This window comes from Pseudomonas sp. MF6396 (genome assembly GCF_002018915.1).
Classification (GTDB): domain Bacteria; phylum Pseudomonadota; class Gammaproteobacteria; order Pseudomonadales; family Pseudomonadaceae; genus Aquipseudomonas; species Aquipseudomonas palmensis.
In genome coordinates this window covers 187,988-205,512 of the sequence record NZ_MVOK01000002.1, presented here as the reverse complement: position 1 = coordinate 205,512, position 17,525 = coordinate 187,988, and the positions used below count along the sequence as shown (strand labels likewise).

General features: G+C 58.2%; 18 protein-coding genes, 4 tRNA genes and 2 pseudogenes. 16 read left to right on the top strand and 8 right to left on the bottom strand.

Annotated elements, in window-relative coordinates; translation table 11 throughout:
* Positions 1–14 precede the first annotated feature (14 nt).
* Positions 15–2,423 (bottom strand): TonB-dependent receptor, encoded by a 2,409-nt coding sequence (locus MF6396_RS02600; protein WP_202971256.1) that lies wholly within the window; start codon positions 2,421–2,423, stop codon positions 15–17.
* A gap of 268 nt (positions 2,424–2,691) precedes the next feature.
* Here MF6396_RS02600 and MF6396_RS02595 point away from each other — a divergent pair, with 268 nt between their 5' ends.
* The 3 genes from MF6396_RS02595 (at position 2,692) to MF6396_RS02585 (ending at position 4,438) form a co-directional block, all read left to right on the top strand.
* A complete protein-coding gene (locus tag MF6396_RS02595) occupies positions 2,692–2,877 on the top strand; it encodes a hypothetical protein (RefSeq protein ID WP_054915290.1) in 186 nt (61 codons plus the stop codon).
* 100 nt (positions 2,878–2,977) lie between these two features.
* Positions 2,978–3,370 (top strand): RidA family protein, encoded by a 393-nt coding sequence (locus MF6396_RS02590; RefSeq protein WP_078479632.1) that lies wholly within the window; start codon positions 2,978–2,980, stop codon positions 3,368–3,370.
* A complete protein-coding gene (locus tag MF6396_RS02585; protein WP_196932488.1) occupies positions 3,371–4,438 on the top strand; it encodes an alpha/beta hydrolase family protein in 1,068 nt (355 codons plus the stop codon).
* A gap of 176 nt (positions 4,439–4,614) precedes the next feature.
* Here the strand turns inward: MF6396_RS02585 and MF6396_RS28360 are convergent.
* From MF6396_RS28360 to MF6396_RS02570, 3 genes and pseudogenes are all read right to left on the bottom strand, one after another.
* Positions 4,615–4,718, bottom strand: a tRNA-OTHER gene (locus MF6396_RS28360).
* 475 nt (positions 4,719–5,193) lie between these two features.
* Positions 5,194–5,682, bottom strand: coding sequence for a DUF2514 family protein (locus tag MF6396_RS02575; RefSeq protein ID WP_404940711.1), 489 nt, complete (start codon positions 5,680–5,682; stop codon positions 5,194–5,196).
* Positions 5,682–6,292 (bottom strand): annotated as a pseudogene (locus tag MF6396_RS02570) (glycoside hydrolase family 19 protein). Before MF6396_RS02570 ends, MF6396_RS02575 begins: the two are co-directional and overlap by 1 nt.
* 66 nt (positions 6,293–6,358) lie before the next feature.
* Between MF6396_RS02570 and MF6396_RS02565 the strand changes: the two are divergent.
* Positions 6,359–8,305, top strand: coding sequence for an acyltransferase family protein (locus MF6396_RS02565; protein ID WP_078479629.1), 1,947 nt, complete (start codon positions 6,359–6,361; stop codon positions 8,303–8,305).
* A gap of 1,112 nt (positions 8,306–9,417) precedes the next feature.
* On the opposite strand, the gene MF6396_RS02555 is transcribed toward MF6396_RS02565, so the two are convergent.
* Positions 9,418–9,807, bottom strand: coding sequence for a hypothetical protein (locus tag MF6396_RS02555; RefSeq protein ID WP_078479627.1), 390 nt, complete (start codon positions 9,805–9,807; stop codon positions 9,418–9,420).
* Positions 9,808–10,034: 227 nt separating this feature from the next.
* Between MF6396_RS02555 and MF6396_RS28945 the strand changes: the two genes are divergently transcribed.
* The 11 genes and pseudogenes from MF6396_RS28945 to MF6396_RS02495 all read left to right on the top strand — a co-directional run bounded on the left by MF6396_RS28945 (position 10,035) and on the right by MF6396_RS02495 (position 15,915).
* Positions 10,035–10,286, top strand: a complete 252-nt coding sequence (locus MF6396_RS28945; protein WP_196932489.1) for a hypothetical protein — start codon at positions 10,035–10,037, stop codon at positions 10,284–10,286.
* A gap of 454 nt (positions 10,287–10,740) precedes the next feature.
* Entirely contained in the window at positions 10,741–11,190 is a 450-nt protein-coding gene (locus MF6396_RS02545; RefSeq protein ID WP_078479626.1) for a hypothetical protein, read from the top strand.
* Positions 11,191–11,567: 377 nt separating this feature from the next.
* Positions 11,568–11,825 (top strand): hypothetical protein, encoded by a 258-nt coding sequence (locus tag MF6396_RS02540; protein ID WP_148071510.1) that lies wholly within the window; start codon positions 11,568–11,570, stop codon positions 11,823–11,825.
* 96 nt (positions 11,826–11,921) lie between these two features.
* Complete coding sequence (locus tag MF6396_RS28650; protein ID WP_160328361.1) at positions 11,922–12,074, top strand: hypothetical protein; 153 nt, start codon at positions 11,922–11,924, stop codon at positions 12,072–12,074.
* On the top strand, positions 12,071–12,394 hold the full coding sequence (locus MF6396_RS02530) for a hypothetical protein (RefSeq protein ID WP_058540508.1): 324 nt from the start codon (positions 12,071–12,073) through the stop codon (positions 12,392–12,394). Before MF6396_RS28650 ends, MF6396_RS02530 begins: the two co-directional genes overlap by 4 nt.
* Positions 12,391–12,705: a hypothetical protein gene (locus MF6396_RS02525; RefSeq protein ID WP_078479624.1), complete on the top strand. Its 315-nt coding sequence runs from the start codon at positions 12,391–12,393 to the stop codon at positions 12,703–12,705. Before MF6396_RS02530 ends, MF6396_RS02525 begins: the two co-directional genes overlap by 4 nt.
* A 193-nt stretch (positions 12,706–12,898) precedes the next feature.
* Positions 12,899–13,231: a hypothetical protein gene (locus tag MF6396_RS02515; protein WP_078479622.1), complete on the top strand. Its 333-nt coding sequence runs from the start codon at positions 12,899–12,901 to the stop codon at positions 13,229–13,231.
* A gap of 263 nt (positions 13,232–13,494) precedes the next feature.
* Positions 13,495–13,962, top strand: a pseudogene (locus MF6396_RS28940) (DNA-methyltransferase); the annotation flags it as partial.
* Positions 13,963–14,100: 138 nt separating this feature from the next.
* On the top strand, positions 14,101–14,577 hold the full coding sequence (locus MF6396_RS02505; RefSeq protein WP_078479718.1) for a hypothetical protein: 477 nt from the start codon (positions 14,101–14,103) through the stop codon (positions 14,575–14,577).
* A 38-nt stretch (positions 14,578–14,615) separates the two neighbouring features.
* Positions 14,616–14,933 carry a helix-turn-helix domain-containing protein gene (locus tag MF6396_RS02500; protein WP_078479621.1) on the top strand — a complete coding sequence of 106 codons (318 nt, stop codon included), beginning with the start codon at positions 14,616–14,618 and terminating at the stop codon, positions 14,931–14,933.
* Between the two features lie 172 nt (positions 14,934–15,105).
* The gene (locus tag MF6396_RS02495) at positions 15,106–15,915 is read left to right on the top strand and encodes a tyrosine-type recombinase/integrase (RefSeq protein ID WP_231390635.1); all 810 of its coding nucleotides are present in this window, start codon (positions 15,106–15,108) and stop codon (positions 15,913–15,915) included.
* Positions 15,916–15,924: 9 nt separating this feature from the next.
* Here the strand turns inward: MF6396_RS02495 and MF6396_RS02490 are convergent.
* The 3 genes from MF6396_RS02490 to MF6396_RS02480 all read right to left on the bottom strand — a co-directional run bounded on the left by MF6396_RS02490 (position 15,925) and on the right by MF6396_RS02480 (position 16,256).
* Positions 15,925–16,009: transfer RNA gene (locus MF6396_RS02490), tRNA-Leu, on the bottom strand.
* Positions 16,010–16,062: 53 nt separating this feature from the next.
* A tRNA-His gene (locus tag MF6396_RS02485) sits at positions 16,063–16,138 on the bottom strand.
* 41 nt (positions 16,139–16,179) lie between these two features.
* Positions 16,180–16,256: transfer RNA gene (locus tag MF6396_RS02480), tRNA-Arg, on the bottom strand.
* A gap of 285 nt (positions 16,257–16,541) precedes the next feature.
* Here MF6396_RS02480 and folD point away from each other — a divergent pair.
* Positions 16,542–17,396 (top strand): bifunctional methylenetetrahydrofolate dehydrogenase/methenyltetrahydrofolate cyclohydrolase FolD, encoded by an 855-nt coding sequence (gene folD / locus MF6396_RS02475; protein ID WP_054915292.1) that lies wholly within the window; start codon positions 16,542–16,544, stop codon positions 17,394–17,396.
* Positions 17,397–17,525 lie beyond the last annotated feature (129 nt).

Sequence of the window (17,525 nt, the reverse complement as noted above, 5' to 3'; positions counted from 1 at the left end):
AGGGTCCTGTGGGGTCAGTATTCGAACGTGACGCCGAACGAGGTGGTACGCCCACGCCCGGTACCGCGGTCCAGTGAGGCGGACATGATCGAGTCCACCGAGGCGTTGTAGCTGTAGGTCTTGTTCTCCACGTTCTCGACGTTGAAGAACAGGCTGACGTTCTGCTGCACCTGCCAGCTGCCGTAAAGGTCCCAGATCACGCCGGTAGACTGTGTCTTCCTGGTTTCGTACCAGTCCCAGCTTTCTTCGGCAGGGCCGGAGTACTCGCCGCGGGCGCCGAGCACCACGCGCTCGTCGAACCAGCGCGTGCCCAGGTCGAGGGTCCAGTAGCGGTCGGGCTGGCTGTTGATGTCTTCGAGTTCGATGCCCGAGGTGGTCGGCGCCTTGGTGGTGGAGCGGGTCCAGGAGAGGTTGGCGTAGACGAAGCCTGCGTCGTAGCGGCCCTCGATCTCGTAGCCGCTCATGCGCACCTGCTCGGGCCAGTTGACCCAGTTGGCCTTGGCCGAGTATTCGCCGTCGTCATCGACGATGTCGAACGACTGCGGGGTGATATAGCCGTCGATCTTGCTGATGAAGCGGTTGACCTTGAGCTGGGCGTAGTCGTTGCTGCTGAACAGCCCGGCGCGACTGAGATTGAAGCCGAACTCGTAGTTGGTGGAGCGCTCCTGGCGCAGGTAGGGGTTGGCCCCCACGCCGTCGGCATCGCTGGCGTCGGCGGTCATCGGTACCTTCTCGAAGAACATCTCCTGCACCCGCGGTGCACGCGAGGTGCGCGACCAGCTGGTATAGAGCTGCATCCAGTCATAGGGCTTTACGGCAAAGCCGATACGCGGGTTGAAGCTGTGCTCGCGGCGGGTGATGTCCACATCGCCCCCGCCGATACCCGCGCACTCGCGCAAAATCGAGCACTTGGGCACGTGGCCGCTGACCTTGTAGCCGTCGTAGTGCATGCCCAGGGTCATGGCATAGATGTCGTAGTCCAGCTCCAGGGTACTGAACAGGCTTTCGGTCTGCTGCTTGCCTTCGGGGTTGGCCCCGCGTTTTTCCGGCGTGTCGGCAACGAAGTCGTCGGTGTAGTAGCGCATGCCGTTGCTCCAGCTCGCTTCCACCGGGCCGAGGTTGAAACGGCTGAGGTTGGTGAAGTCGAAACCGTGGGCATCGTCGTGGGTCTTGCGGCCGATGAAGGTGGATTCCTCCACCGGCGGGTAATCGAGATGGGTCTTGTTCTGGTAGGCGTTTACCGTCAGGTTCACCCATTCGTTGTAGGGCGTGTAGGCGTACTTGGCGCGGTAGGTTTCGTTGCGCAGTTCCCATGGGTAGTTGTGGTAGAACTCGTTGCGGTACTGCACGCCGCTGAGGTCCAGGCGGTGCAGGTCGTTGGGCTGCAGGCGCACCTTGAGCAGGCCCGAGCGCGGGCTCTGCTTGGTGGTGTCGTAGTGGTTTTCCTGGCCGGAGCTGGTCTTGTATTCGCCGGTTTGCGAACTGCTGGCGGCGGCGACGATGCCGTACACGCCTTCGCTATCCTCGGGACGGGTTCGTGCGCCGGCGGCGAGCATGCGCGTGTTGCCGTAACCGTTGTTGCCGGTGCGGTAGGTGCTGCGCACACCCACGCGGTGATCGGGCTTGACGATGTCGTCGATATCGAAGGTACGGAAGTTGGCGGTGCCCCCCAGGGTATTGGCACCTTCGGCGCCGTCCACCGCGCCGCGCTGCACATCGACACCGGCCAGCAGGTTGGGGTCGACGAAGGCCATCGGCCCGCCTGAACCGTGACCGGCGTTGTTGCGGAAGGTCTGGGTCACGCCGTCGATCATGGTGTTGACCCGCCCCAGGCCCGACAGCCCGCGGATGTTCACCGAAACCCCGGGCTGGCTGCGCGAATGCAGGGTGTAGGTACCGGGCATGGAACGCACCAGGCTGTTGAGGTCCTGGCGTTCGGCGTGCACTTCGCGGCTGCTGCGGATCACGCCCGGGCGCTCGCCCAGTGCGTTGACCAGCGTGGGGCCCACCTCCAGCGCGCTGCGGCTCTGTTCCTCGGCGCGCAGCACGAAGCTCTTGTCCTTGAGCTGCACGATGCGCAGCCCGGTACCCATCAGCAGCAGGTCGAAGGCTTCCTTGCGGTTGTACTCGCCATCCAGGCCCTGGGTCTGGCGCTTGTCGGTCAGCTCCGGGGCAAAGGTCAGCATCACGCCGGTGGCGCCCGCCAACTGATTGAGTGCGGGCGCCAGCGGGCCTGCCGCAATCTGGTAATGCTTGCGTACAGCTGCGTGCTGAGCGGTGGGCGCCTCCATGGGCGCCGCCATTGCAACGCTGGCACCACTGACGGCAAGCGCCAGCACAGTAAGCGCGCCCTGCGCCGCCTTGAAAACACGGTGCCTGTCGGGCTGCTGGCCTGGATTTACGGTCGGCGCGATGCGTTTCACGTGAAGCTCCCTGGAACGTTGCAATGGTCTTGCAATAGAGGTCACGTGAGGCAGCCAAAAGGGGAAATGAAAATCAGTATTATTTTTAAAATCATTCATCAGCATGCGCGCGGATAAATGTTGGAACAGTTCTGCCCGTGATGTTCACGCGCCTACGGCGCAAAGGACGCTATGCTTGCAGAGCCTTCCGTTGACGAACGGTGCCACAGCACCCGCACACGGAACGGCCGACTCGAGTGGCAGGGAGGCCGTGATAAAGGAACCGCACATGGAAAAATACCGATTGGCCGCTGCGCAGCTCGACGAGAGCCTCAGCAGAATTCGCGAACAACGCGATCACCTCCTCGCCTTGGGGGAGGCGGAGCAAGCCGCTCCACTCACCAGAATCCTCAACATCGTTCGACTGGAGCTTGAGCTGTCACCGGTAGGTGGGCCCAAGGCGACCAGGCATTGACGCGAGGGCACTGAAACGCGAAAGCCACCTTGATAGGTGGCTTTTCTGTTCTATAGAGTGGCGCGTCGCTTGATAGCCCTACTCCCCTGGACCCTGCCCCATGACTGATCACCAGATTATCGTCCCCGACGAGATGAAATTGCTTTGCGAGCGTGCTGGTTATGCCCCCGCGGTAAAGGTGGGCAGAACCCTGTACTGCGCCGGGCAGGTGGGTCGAACGCCGGAGCTGGAGGTGATTGAAGACCCGGAGCAGCAGTTTCTGGCGGCCTGGGAAAACCTTCGCCTCGTGCTCGCGGCGGGCGGTTGCGGGTTTGACGACGTGGTCGAAATGACGACCTATCACATCGACATGCAACGCCATATGCCGCTGTTCAGGAGCGTGAAGGACAAGGTCTTTCCAAGGGGCACCTGTGCATGGACCTGCATAGGCGTCAGCGAACTCGCCCGACCAGGGTTGCTGGTGGAGATCAAGTGCATTGCGGTGCAGCGGTAGGTGTTCAGTGCCGAGCAGAACGATGCAGGGACACATTCGAGCAAGTTCATGAACAGAAAAAAACTCAGCAAAGCAGCAATCGGGCTAGGAGGCCTGATAGCAATCGGTGTTTTCATGGTCGTTCGATTGCAAGACTTTGATCTCGGCGAACGCCCCGCCCACACAATTCGATTCAGTCATCTCAGTGATCAACTAGAGGGCACGCTCCTCCTGCCTAACGGGAAACAGTCCCCTCCCGTCGCATTGATTGTTCACGGGGATGGCGCGCAGAACAGTTGGTCAGACGACGGTTATGCGCCCCTGGTGAATCACTTGCTGGATCAAGGTATTGCCGTATTCTCGTGGGACAAGCCGGGCGTGGGTGCCAGCCAGGGCAACTGGCTAGCGCAGGTCATGGACGACCGCGCAGCAGAAGCAGCAGCTGCACTGAAGCGGCTGAGGAGCGAGCCCGCCCTCGCTGACAGCCCGATGGGATTCCTAGGATTTTCACAGGCAGGCTGGGTGGTGCCGCAAGCGAGCAAATGGGCGCATGCAGATTTTGCGGTGTTGGTAGGGCCTGCAATCAACTGGCGCGACCAAGGGCTTTACTACATGCGTCAAAGACTCTTGGCACAACAGGTACCACCGAGTGAGATCAATGACGCAGAACGTCATGAGGCCTCCCTGTTTGATACCCGATTCACGCCAAAGGAAGCCGTCAGGCTGTGCGACTCCTCCTGCACACGACATGATTTCGAGCGGCGTAATTCCCAGGCGGATGCCCGGCAAGCGATTTCAAGCATGCACACGCCGGTGATGATTCTGATGGGTGAAACGGACAGGAACGTCAGCCCGGACGAGAGCTTGGCCGTCTGGTCTGAACGGCTCCCCAAGCAAACACATAGATGTATTCGCAAAATCCCGTCTGCGACGCATGGCCTGCTCCGCAGCACATGGTTCGATTATCAACTGACCAGCCAGTGGCCATGGTATTCCAAAGCCGTTTTCCTTATGTACGGGCGCGACGCGTATGCACCGAACGCATTGTCGTCCATATCTTCGTGGGTGCTCGATCGCAAGTGCGGATAGGCTGAGTTAAGCATGCAGTGCCCACGAACGCAGTGAAGCGCTGAAATGTCGAGCCCGGAAACGAAAAAAGGCAGCCATCAAGGCTGCCTTTCTCGTTTGCTCATTTCCAAAGTGTTCCCAAACGACTCCATTTTCAGAGCTTTCCGGGAAAACGCCTTTAGAAACAGACGCTTAGATGGTGCGGACGAAGAGACTCGAACTCTTACAGCTTGCGCCGCTGGAACCTAAATCATGAGGGTCTACATTTAGCTCTTTAAATTCAACAGGTTACGACGCCCGCACTAGTCAATCCTGTTCAAATAGTCCCGCTCTGTGTCACATCACACCGCGTGTGCAGCACAATCCTGTCACACCACCATCTCCCGCGTTCTGCCGACTGATTCCGTCCGTCTATATAGCTACCCACAGGTGGGCTTGCCGCTACCCTGTATCACCTGTGCGCCGCCGGGATTATCCTGCGGATAGTCGCCAAACAAGCCCAGCGCCCAGGCCTCTTCGTGCTCTATCAGCGCCCAAAGCCGCGCCGCCTCGACAAGCTCAGCATTTCGCCCATCTCCTCGATGGACACCTCAGCCCGCTGATAGCAGTCGTAGGCCATCTGCCTGAGCACGGCAACTCGCGCCTCTGGATCTGTGATCAGTGGCTCGCGGTCATCGAGTGCGGTTACCCAGGCTGGAGGGTATGGGAGTGGCATGGCCGATACTGTATGTAAAACCAGTATCGTATAGCCCGTCATGGCCTCAGGCAATCACCGGTCAGCGGTGCGTTCTCGTGCCGTCCATGATCGATTCCCACGCTAGCCCAGCTATTCGGCTTCGCTCAAGCGCTGCTGCGCAGCTGCCCGCCATTCGGTCAGCGTCTTCAAGCAATCCCCCGAGCACCACGACGGCAGAGGCTCCTGTCTGGCGCTGCTGGGCAGCGTTGGCATTGCAGGTGGCTGAATGCCCTGCGCGCAGCCGGCTGATTTCCCCGCGCAGCCCACCAGCAGCAGCGCGAGCCGCCGCCAGTTCAAACTGTTTCCTCGCATTGCTCTCCTCCTCATCCACCACCGCCTGCCGGCGAAGCTCTTCTTTTCTGGCCACCTGCTCAGCCAGGGCCCAAGCCTGTTTGTCCCCGGCATCGCGCGCAGCCCAACTGCCCCGCCACTCGGTGTCCATCGTCGTACGCCCATGCTCATAGGCACCCCAGTACGACACCAGCACTAGGGCGAGACACACCGCCGCGCCGGCGGTGCGCCACCCGATCACGCCAACACCTTCAGTGCCCGCTCGTATAGAGCCACCCGATCAGCCTGGCCATTGAGGCCGCCGTTGATCTTGCGAGTGATAGCCTCGAACTTTCCGGCGTCCGCCAGCTCGTTCAGTCGGTTCTGCGACCACCACCACGCGGCCGACTGGCAGGCAAATTCAGGCTGCTCCAGAAGCTTAGGCTTATCGACCAGGGGCAGGCCCAGCTCGTCAGCGGCGGCGCGGTAGTTCGACCGGCCGGTGAGCTGGATCAGCCCGCGGCCTCGGTACCGCCAACCATCGCCCGATGACTCGGGGCCGTTCGCCATGCGATCGGCATATACCTTGTTCGCGATCTTCTCAGGCTGCCGGGCATAGGCGGCGCTCGACAGCGCGGTGAACCGGGTGGGCCAGGTCCGCGCCAGTGCATCGGCGCTGTAGTTCAAGTTCTCCACCAGGCTACGCAGGTGGCCTGTTCGTGACCGACTTGGGCAAGGAACGCCGCGGTGCGCAGCCGGCTGTTGATCTTGAAGCGAGCCATTGCCCGGTTTAGAGCAGGCAAAAAAATGCCCGCTACCGGGCGGGCACTGGGAAGGATCTGCAGCAACTGCCGCTCGGTGATCGGCATAGGCACTCCTTTTAGGTAAACTCTTCGCCGCCATAGCAGGCAGCTGACCAACACAACAGGTAAGTTATGAGTAATCCGAACATCCAGTATCGCCCTGACATTGATGGATTGAGGGCTATTGCAGTCCTTGCAGTAGTTGTGTTCCATGCATTCCCAAGCGCCCTTCCAGGCGGATTCGTCGGCGTGGACTTCTTCTTTGTAATCTCCGGCTACTTGATCGGAGGCATTCTTCTCAAAAGCATTGCGAACGGTACGTTCAGCTTTTCCGATTTCTATGCTCGGCGGGTGAAGCGGATCTTCCCGGCCCTGCTCACGGTTCTAGCATCCTGCTACGTTTTCGGTTGGTTCGGCCTATTCGCAGACGAATTTGAGCAACTGGGCAAGCACATCGCAGGCGGCGCTGCATTCGTCTCCAACATCGTCCTGCTGAATGAAAGTGGATATTTTGATAACTCAGCAGAAACAAAACCACTCTTGCATCTGTGGTCGCTTGGGGTGGAAGAGCAATTCTATTTTCTGTGGCCCATCATACTTTGGGCTGCGTGGAAGCTCCGCGCCAACATACTGGCTGTATCGGTACTTCTGTTTGCCGTATCGTTCACTCTGAACATCAGCATGATAAAAGGTGATCCAGTAACAATCTTCTATTCGCCGCACACGCGATTTTGGGAGATCATCGCAGGCGCGATCCTAGCTTACCTCTCGATATTCAGGAACCTGCAGCCTAGATTCTATGCGGCAAACCTTCTATCCCTGGCGGGAACCGCTCTTGTGGCATATGGGATAGCGACTATCAGCAAAGAAAATAGCTTCCCTGGATGGTTTGCGTTGATACCAGTAGCTGCTGCGATCTTCCTAATATCCGCCGGCCCTAACGCGTTTTTCAACAAGCATGTACTCGCCAGCAGACCAATGGTTTGGGTTGGACTGATAAGCTTCCCTCTCTACCTATGGCATTGGCCTCTGTTGTCACTACTAAGGGTGGTAGAGGGCGGAACTCCATCTATCGAGCTACGTCTAATCGCAGTTGTGACGGCAGTCATTTTGGCAGCAACAACCTTCTACTTTATCGAGAAGCCGTTAAGATCAAAGACGAATTGGACATTCAAGACCCATGCATTGACCGCTGCCATGGCCGTTACGTTATGCATTGGGTTATCCACATTTTATTATTCTGGCATCCCAAACAGAAGCACAGTAAAAACATACAAAGACATCAACTCTCAGTTTGTTGGGCCGCACTGGGAGTTCTCAAAAAACAGAACATGCCTAAATAGATATGATTTCAGAGAGGCCACCACCTATGACTGGTGGTTCTGCGTAACAAACAAGGACGCACCCCCTACTATAATTATAATGGGAAATAGCTTTGCTAATCATATTTATCCCGGATTGGAAAGCTTGGCTGAATTCAAGAATGAGACAATCTTATCGATTGGCGCATGCGATCCTACACTAGCTGACACCCAACCGTCAGACTCGCCAAAAACAGGTAGGCCATGCGCAGGATTCCGGCCACTCCATCAGATGGAGTACATAAAGAAAATAATCAGCGAAAGCCCAAACCTAAAGTACGTATTAATTAGTGGCTTGTCCGGATCTCCAACTGAGCAATACATATCATCTATAAAGGAAAAGGTCTCATACATTGAGCGCAGCGGCGCTAAGGCTATCATTTTCTTTCCGCACATCGTTTTGCCTTACGACATAAAAGGATGCTTCTCGCGCCCATTCACGGCACCAAAAAATGAGTGCACCAAACCAGCTTCCGACTTGCAGCGACTTAAATCTTCATTCAGCCAGCTAGTGGTAGAGGTAAAAGCCAGCAACCCAATGACTATGTTCTATGATCAGAATGAATTTTTCTGCGACGCAGAGCGTTGTAACTTCATTGTGGACGGAATGCCAGTATTCAGGGATGAATACAACCACTACTCAGAATATGCAAGCAAGAAACTGGCTGAGCATTTTGCATTGTGGGCGAAAAAGAATGCACCAGAAATAATCCAGTAAGCCGGTGGCCCGCCCCTAGTCAAAACCTTTGGGCGGGCGTTTTCAGGAGTTTACGAAAAGCCGTTATACATTGGAATGTATCTGGTTTGCCCTCCAACACTGACAGGCATTGCCCCCCAAAGCGTTACGAGAGTAGTTCCCGAAAAAGGATTCAGGAAACCACCATTCCCAATAATTAATCCAGTCCCGGAGCAGACAAGAGCGCCAGAATAATTAAAAAAATTATTTCTCGACACGACTCCTGACGAGAAATTAGTTATTGAAACACGCCCTTCGAATGAGCATCCGCTCATATTTAAATTTGACAGAGCGAGAGAGGTAGAAGATTGGCGTATAACATATTCAGTACCGGGCGCAGCCTCAAGCGATATACCAGTAAAAGAATGGATGGCGCCGCCGACCGTCTGCGTCACAAGAATGCCATCTTGACCCGCCGCCACACCCGAACCGGCCAATCCTGATATTCTCCAATACCGATACCCCGAAGAGTGCATTACTCTATTCCAAGCCCCGACAGCGAAATTGTCATCCGCGTATACAAAGTTGCAATTCGAAAAACTGTACGCATAGCTCTGTGGCAGGGTCGTCGCGCTGTCCAAATTCACCCTATTCTCCATGGCTAACACCTACGTCGCGATCATCTCAGCTTGACCCTAAATTAAGCAAAAAACGGAACTCGAGACGAAAAAAAGGCCGAATGATCGGCCTTTTCCTAAAATTGGTGCGGGTCTTGGGAAAATTAGATCTCCCCTGGCGGCCTATTGGAGCTAGCCACAACCTGAAATTCGAATGCCTGGCCAGTCCTTTCAGACCCCGCAGTAACCGCCTCGCACCAGTTCAGCATTGTCATAATCGTCATAGCAACCCCCAGGTCAAATACAGCAATGAATGGAGCGATCGGCAGGTACAGCGTTACCAGATCTGCTAGGACGGCCAAGACTTCGGTTATCTTCAGGTCGCAGTTCACTATGAACCCAACGCTGTAGGCATGCGACACAAGTTGCACGCCAATACCCCGCATCCTACTCAACGACCGAATCTTCTTCAACTCATATTGCCACCATGCCGCATCCGGCCACAGAGGGCGGTGCATGCATAGCGATAACTGTCGACTAGTGCGCGACATTCATCTGGCCAGAGGCCGACTTCCTGATCAGTGCGACATCGACGTAGTAGTTGGAAAAATCATTCGACCTGGCATCGGTCCGCAGGGACGCGCTCAAAACAACATCGTTTTCCCTCTTCAGCTTCTCCAAGGTGTTGAAGAACTGATGCTCATGGACCAGCAACAACAGAACGCAATCTGCACCTTCGGAAAGCCTCTGCTTCACTTCTTCGGCGCTGAACGCTAAAGCAACGCTGCGCTGGTAAGAGTCAGCAAGATCACGCGTGGCTGCAATATCCAGATTTAGAACACCGTCAGCTCGACGAAGGTTGGCTACCCGCGACTGGGTCAGTACATGGCCACATGCCTGCAAAAACAACGATTCATACCACTCCACAGCGCTCTCCTTGAAATAAGCGCGACACCAATACCCCACTTCAACGAATCACGCCACCCCGGCGAGGCTGGTGGCTGCCCGGAGATCACCATGAGCACATTCGCAGTCTTCGGCATGACCGCCGACGTAGCGCTGGCTGAAGGCCAGTAAGATCAACAAGACGACCAGGCCGAGCGGGAAAGCCGGCGCCCCCCCTGGAGCTGACCCTTGCTGAGTGGAATGAGGCCGTGGAGCAGCGCACCGCAGCGATCATGGCCAGCGAGAAGGTCAAGCAGCTGAGTCATCTTTTCGATGCGCCGCAGTACGCCCAGCAGTTCATGGAGCTTGCAAGAAAGACAGGCCAGTGCCGCGATCTACGCATCAGGGCAAAGTGTGAAATCACCGACGCCAAAGGTAAGCCAGTGATTAATCAGAAGACCAAGATGCCAAAGATTGGGTGGGTTGACTATCTGCCTGACATAGCCCGACAAGTCGCTTAACTTTCGCAAAAGCCCGACGCACCTCGCCGCCCCTGAAGATCTGCAACACGAGCCGTTAGTCGACGAGGACGAAGAAATTGATAGCTTTTTCGGAGAGTAAGAAAACCGGGTGGCGGCGCTACGACCCGGAACAACCTTCAAATCAAGACAGTGCGAATTTCAGCAGCACGATCAAAATCTTCAGATCTAGCCTGATAGTGATCTCAATTTGCATAAGAAGCTCCAATAGCTGGGCGAAGGTAAGAGCAGCGCAACGGCAAACCGTTATGAAGCTCACGTAACCGCCTATTCGGCGGACTTCACGCAACCACCTATTCGGTGGAATCCCCAATGCGGAGCGCCCCGCAAAGTTGACTTTGACTTTCCCAGGGAGGCTCAGGCTTCACGCACTTTATGCACTTTCAGTGATTCCGTAAAGCCATCACTTACAGTAGCCAATGAACGAGGTATTCCCATGCCCACAGAAAACCTATACAGCAACACCGAACAGATGTTCAGCGTGCCGCGCAGCCTCCTTGAGGAAGCGTGCAATGGACTTCGAATCACCCAAGACCGAGCGCGGAAGGAGTTGCGCGCCCTTCTGGCCCAGCCGGCCGACCAGCACCAGGGCGATCCCGACCGAGCATTGAAAGACGCCCTGTTCGCCTGCCTGGCGGCCGGTGGTGATGATCGCGAGTACGGCGGCGTGGCGACTGCTGGCGACCGGCAAGGGTGGATTCGGTTCACGACTGTGGGGGCCGGCGCACAGCACCAAGGCGAGCCGGTGGCTTTTTATCGGGAATTTGTGGATGGTCGCGAGTACTGCGAAAAGCCCTTCACGAACGACTGGACACCGCTCTACACCCACGTCGACTCTGGCGAGGTTGAGCGGCTGCGGGAACAAGTAGAGACCCTTCGCCTGTGACCAACGACTACTTGCTAGAAACCGAGCGGTTGCGCGCCCACCTGGCCGAAACCGAAACGGATCGCAAGCGGCTGCCAGCTCGAGAAAGGCAGCCGGTTGAGCGCGATGGGCGGGGGGATCTCCGAGGTCATCTTGAGGCAATGTGCAAACTTTGGCCGGAAGACATATCTGATGATGGCTCGGGTCGGATGGGGTTCAAGCCTGAGGTCATAGAGGTCGTGACAAAAGCCCGCGCCGCCCTCGAACGCAAGCCATAGCAGGAGAACATTTGTACTCCAACCGACGAACCGCCATCGACGGCCGAGATTTGCGGGAACAAATACTGTTTATTTGAACAGTACTATCGCTTCCTCATCGTTCCAATGCGCGTGCGCGGCGTGCCGCGCAGCAAGAAAGAGATCAACAGCGTCGTGCCGATCCGCGGAGACGTGCACCTGTGCGTCGATGCGTTCTCACCCATGGGCCGGCCTTCCAGCTCTGCGTCGATCCTGAAGATTCACCCGGGCGAGCCGCTTCTGCCGCCGCTGTATGAGGCGGTGATGACCGGCATGTCGACCATGGGCGCCACGTTCACTGGCATCGAGTTCATCGACGGCGTGGCCTACGCGCAAAGCTGGTGGGTCCGCGTTCCGTAGCAACACCCCTACCCCTCTCCCCTCTATTCACTGCCGCGATATGGCGGCCAAGGATCTGCCGTGGGCAAAACAATCATCCTGACCGGGAAAGCGGTCGTGAACTTCCGCAAGGTAATGGAGAACGTGCCGGACGAAGAGGTTCAGGACCTGGTGAGCATGAGTGACACCAGGGAGGACCAGATCACTGAGGACGACCTGCTCGACATCGAGTGGATTCATGACGACGTGGCCATCGAGGTGAAGGAATGAGCAGGCGGAAAACACACTTCACCTTCGGCGGATCAGGCGCGCCACAAGACGACGGCGACGACTACGTTTTCTGCGGCACCAACCTGATCGAGGGCGATTTCACTACGAAGGAAGGCTTGGTCACCTGCAAGCGTTGCGTCAGAGCGCTGGCCGCTCACCATGAGGCGCACCGGAAGGGCATGGAGAGCCGCAAGGCAGAGCATTACGACGAGGTGTGGGCTCTCGCCAAAAGCCTTGGCTGGATGAACGTCACGGACGCTCTGCGCTACGCCGGCCCCGCCGGAGACTATTACAAGCAGATGCGCGAGGTTCAGCCATGACCCGCCTCGCCCTCTGCCTCCTGCTGCTGGCCACCCTGGCCGGCTGCGAACCCATGACGCCAGAACAGCTCGCCCAGCGCCGGGCGGCCAGGCCAGACACCCATGTAGAGGTGATGCACGACGATTACCGGCAGGTCACCTGCTGGAAGTACGGCGGCAGCAATGGCGGGATCTCCTGCCTGCCGGACTGGATGCTGCACAGGTCGGACCTAGCCCACAACGAGCGCCAGCTCTCCCTGCACGAAACACAACCCGAACCTACACCCGCACTGGCGCCTAGGCGCTGGATTGATGAGAGGTATCAGCTGTGAGCAAGCCCGATTGGAAGGACGCCCCGCAATGGGCGGGATGGTTGGCCAGGGACAGCTTCGGCGAGTGGTATTGGTTCCAGGCGCTTCCTGACTGCCGACGAGTTCTGTGGCTCACGAACTATGACACCGAGCACACCCTGGCTGGCAAAAGTGCCCCTGGCGGGGACTGGAAGGACTCTCTGGAGAAGCGACCATGACCGACCTGATCGAAGTGAAGACGGCCGACCTGGTCGGCGAGGCGCTGGGTTGGGCAATCGAACAAATCGAAGGACCACTGCCGAAGCCGGCCGGCCAGCTGCAGTTGGCATTTTGCGCCGACTCATTCGCTACCGATGTCGTAGAGCGCCTCATCGAAAAGTACTGCGTCTGGATTGACCGTGGTGCCCATGTACCGTGGGTGGCGAGCATCAAGTTGGACCCGTTCGAGCGGGAGGGTGGGGGTACGCGGGAGCATGCTGCTTGCAGAGCAATCGTCGCCAACAGGATAGGTCGCACAGTCCAGGTGCCCAAGGAGCTGATGCGATGATCGCCCTCGCCCATATGGCCTACCTGATCTACAGGGGGCCGCGATGAGCGAAGTCAGTCTGTACCAAGGCGAGAGTCTGGAGGTGATGAAGTCGATCCCGGATGCCAGCGTCGACATGGTGCTGGCTGACCTGCCATACGGGACTACGCAATGCGCGTGGGACGTGGTGATCCCTTTCGCCCCCCCTGTGGGAGCAGTACTTGAGATTCGCCAAGCCCGAGGCGGCCATCGTTCTTTGCGCAGCTCAGCCGTTCAGCTCGCTGGTGGTCGCCAGCAACCCGCGGGACTACCGCTACGAGTGGATTTGGGAAAAAGGCAACGCAACCGGATTTCTCAACGCCAAGAAGCAGCCACTGCGGGCCCATGAAAGCGCCCAGGTCTTCTACCGGCGACAGCCTGTGTACAACCCACAGATGATCAGCGGCCACGAGCGGCGCACTGCCAAGCGCAAGACGGTCAACTCGGAGTGCTACGGCAAGGCCCTGGCGCTCACCGAGTACGACTCCACGGACCGGTACCCGCGTTCGGTCCAATTCTTCTCGAGCGACAAGCAGACGGCTAACTTCCATCCGACACAGAAGCCCGTCAGCTGGATGCGGTTCCTGATCGCCACCTACACCAACCCTGGTCAAGTCGTGTTCGACAACACAATGGGCAGCGGCACGACCGGCATCGCCTGCATCCAGCTGGGCCGGCGCTTCATCGGCATCGAGCAGGACGAGGCGCACTTCGGTACCGCCCAACAGTGCATTGCCGAGGCCATAACCATTCGCGACACCCCAGCGGCGCAGATCGACCTGTTCGAAGCACGCGCCTACCCCCTCCCCCTACAACTCAAGCCCGCCGACATGCGCGGGCGAGGATTCCCTATGTCCGCAATCAACCGATTCCATGAGGTCGCCAACGATGCGTTGGTGATGATCAGTAATCACCTGGCGCCCGAAGCCAAACTGACCCTGGCGATATACACGCCCGGCGAGCCAGAGCAAGACATCGTCCTGAAGGGCCCTGGCGTCGATGCCGACGAGGTCGTGAACACCCTGCGCCGGCGCTGGGGCCTGAGCCTCGATGGCGACAACGGCTACAAGAGCGGCTTGTGCGACGTAATCGTGGGCGCCCTTTTCGTGGGCAAACAGAACAACAACCAGCCGCCGGCGGACCACTGGGCCAATCGGTTCTGGGATATCGGTCGGGCCGAAGGCCAGCAGCGCGACGACCTGGTGAACGCCCTTGAGCACCTAGTTGCCGTGACCACACCTGACGCCAATGGCCAGATCGGCGCCGAGGAAGAACACCTGGCCGCCCTCGAACATGCACGCGAAATGATTCAGCTGCACCGCGGCTGACCACCAACCAGCCGCCACCGGCGGCGTGGAGACCATCCATGAACCTGCGACTGATTTCAGTCACCCAGGCGGCCGAGATGCTGGGAATCGGTCGCTCAACTGCCTATCGCCTCGCGAAGGACGGAAAAATCCCATGCGTGCGGGGCTTCGGGCCGCTGCGCGTTCACTATCAAAAGCTCGTTGAGATGATCGAGGCTGGCATCCCTGGTACCCTCGCCGCCGCGGGCGTCGTATCCGAGGAGAGGATATGCCGTACAAACGAGGAAAGGTGTGGTGGATCAGCTACACCGCGTCAGATGGAACGTACGTTAGACGCTCTTCTGGCACCGAGGACCATGCCGCAGCCAAGGCTTTAGAGCAGGAACAGCGGAGCCAGGCGTGGCGGGAAAAGGAAATGGGGGTCGATCGCCAGCGGACGTTTGAGGAAGTGATGGTTGAGTACCTGAACCATGCGGCCAGACGCAGCGCAGCTTCGAAACCACCCAGCACCGGGTGAAAGCGCTTCGCACGTTCTTCGCCGGCCGAATCATGAACGACTTGGCCGGTAAGGACATTCGGGAGTACTCATCCCTTCGGATCAAGGCCGGGAAGTCGCCGGCCACCATCAACCGGGAGCTGGCCGCGCTGTCTGTGGCAATCAACTGGGGCATCACTGAACTGGAATGGGGTCTTCCCAACCCGGTGAAGGGGCGAACGATGCGGGAGCCAGAAGGCCGGGTGCGCTGGATTACCAGGTCGGAGGTTGACGCCCTGTGCCGCGTGGCAAGATCGCAGCGCCATGGAGATGTGCTGGACGACTTCATCCGCCTGGCGGTAAACACCGGCTGCCGCAAAGAAGAGATGCTCGGGCTTGAATGGCGACGGGTGGACATGGCCAACCGGCTGATTTTCCTAGAGGGGGAAAGAACGAAGGCCAAGAAACGCCGCAGCATCCCGCTGAACGAGGCCGCTATGGCGGTGATGCGCAGCAGGATGGCCGATCGGGCCGAGCACTGCCCGTCTTCACCCTGGGTGTTCTCGCGTCGCAATGGGGAAAGGGTCGCTGACCCGTCTACCGGGTTCGATTCAGCAACAAAGAAGGCAGGCATTGCCGACTTCACCATCCACGACCTGCGGCATACATGCGCAGCCTGGCTGGTGATAGCTGGGGTACCGATGATGGAGATAAGGGATTTGCTGGGGCATTCGTCGGTGCAGATGACCGAGAAATATGCGCACCTCGCACCGGCCAGGGTGCGAGATGCGGTCAGTGTGCTCGACAAGCCAATGTCACAATCTCGCTACACTGATAATCCAGCGGGTCGAGCGGAGGGCGCTCTAAAGCTGGTAAGTACTTGATTTACAAAGTGGTGCGGACGAAGAGACTCGAACTCTTACAGCTTGCGCCGCTGGAACCTAAATCCAGTGTGTCTACCAATTTCACCACGTCCGCGTGAAGCTTTTAAAGCAAAGGCGCCGGATTTTCATCGGGCGCCTTTTAGAATATGGGGTGGACGATGGGGATCGAACCCACGACAACAGGAGTCACAATCCTGTGCTCTACCAACTGAGCTACGCCCACCATATTGCTTCACTGCTTTTACTTGTGCCAGCTGCCTGTATTGGCGCACCCGGCAGGACTCGAACCTGCGACCATCCGCTTAGAAGGCGGATGCTCTATCCAGCTGAGCTACGGGCGCATATTTAATCTGCTTTCTGTTAGGATTACAAATTAACTTTTAGTCATACCGAACAAGCTATCAAAACCACTCATTCTGCCTGACCTTGCTAACCAGTGCTAGGCTCTGCCCGACAAGTGCGATGAATGTTATAGACGAGCGGCAAAGTCGTCAACACCTTTTTGAAAAAAATTCATTTTATTTAAGGGGTTAGGGGAATTGCCAGACCAAGCGCCTTTGCCCTGCGCCCCGGTCATGCGAGAATGCGCGCTCTTTTTATTCCCTCTCGATGGTTAATCACGCGTCATGACTGCACAACTTATCGACGGCAAGGCGATCGCCGCCAGCCTGCGCCAGCAGATCGCCCAACGTGTCGCGCAACGTCGCGAGCAAGGCCTGCGCACCCCCGGCCTGGCAGTGATCCTGGTAGGCAGCGACCCCGCCTCCCAAGTCTATGTTTCGCACAAGCGTAAAGACTGTGAAGAGGTCGGCTTCAACTCCCAGGCCTATGACCTGCCCAGCGACACCACCCAGCAGGCGCTGACCGACCTGATCGACCGCCTAAATGAAGACGCCGACATCGACGGCATCCTGCTGCAGCTGCCACTGCCGGCGCACCTGGATGCCTCGCTGCTGCTCGAGCGCATTCGCCCCGACAAGGACGTGGACGGTTTCCACCCTTATAACGTAGGTCGTCTGGCCCAGCGCATCCCGCTGCTGCGCCCGTGCACCCCCAAAGGCATCATGACCCTGCTGCACAGCACCGGTCAGGACCTGTACGGCATGAATGCGGTGGTAGTGGGCGCCTCGAACATCGTCGGCCGCCCCATGGCCATGGAGCTGCTGCTGGCCGGCTGCACCGTGACCGTGACCCACCGCTTCACCAAGGACCTGGCCGGCCACGTCGGTCGCGCCGACCTGGTGGTGGTGGCTGCCGGCAAGCCGGGGCTGGTCAAGGGTGAATGGATCAAGGAAGGCGCCATCGTCATCGACGTGGGCATCAACCGCCAGGAAGACGGCAAGCTGGTGGGCGACGTGGTCTACGAGACCGCCCTGCCCCGCGCCGGCTGGATCACTCCGGTGCCAGGCGGCGTCGGGCCGATGACCCGGGCGTGCCTGCTGGAGAACACCTTGTATGCGGCCGAAGAGCTGCACGGTTGACCCCGCTGGATTTAAGTTCCAGCGGCGCTAGCCACTAAAGGAACGGCACCTGAGAAGGTGCCGTTTTTTTTGGCCTGGACAAACGCACGCTCGTCGGCAAAGGCCGTCAGGTTGACGAACGGTCATGAC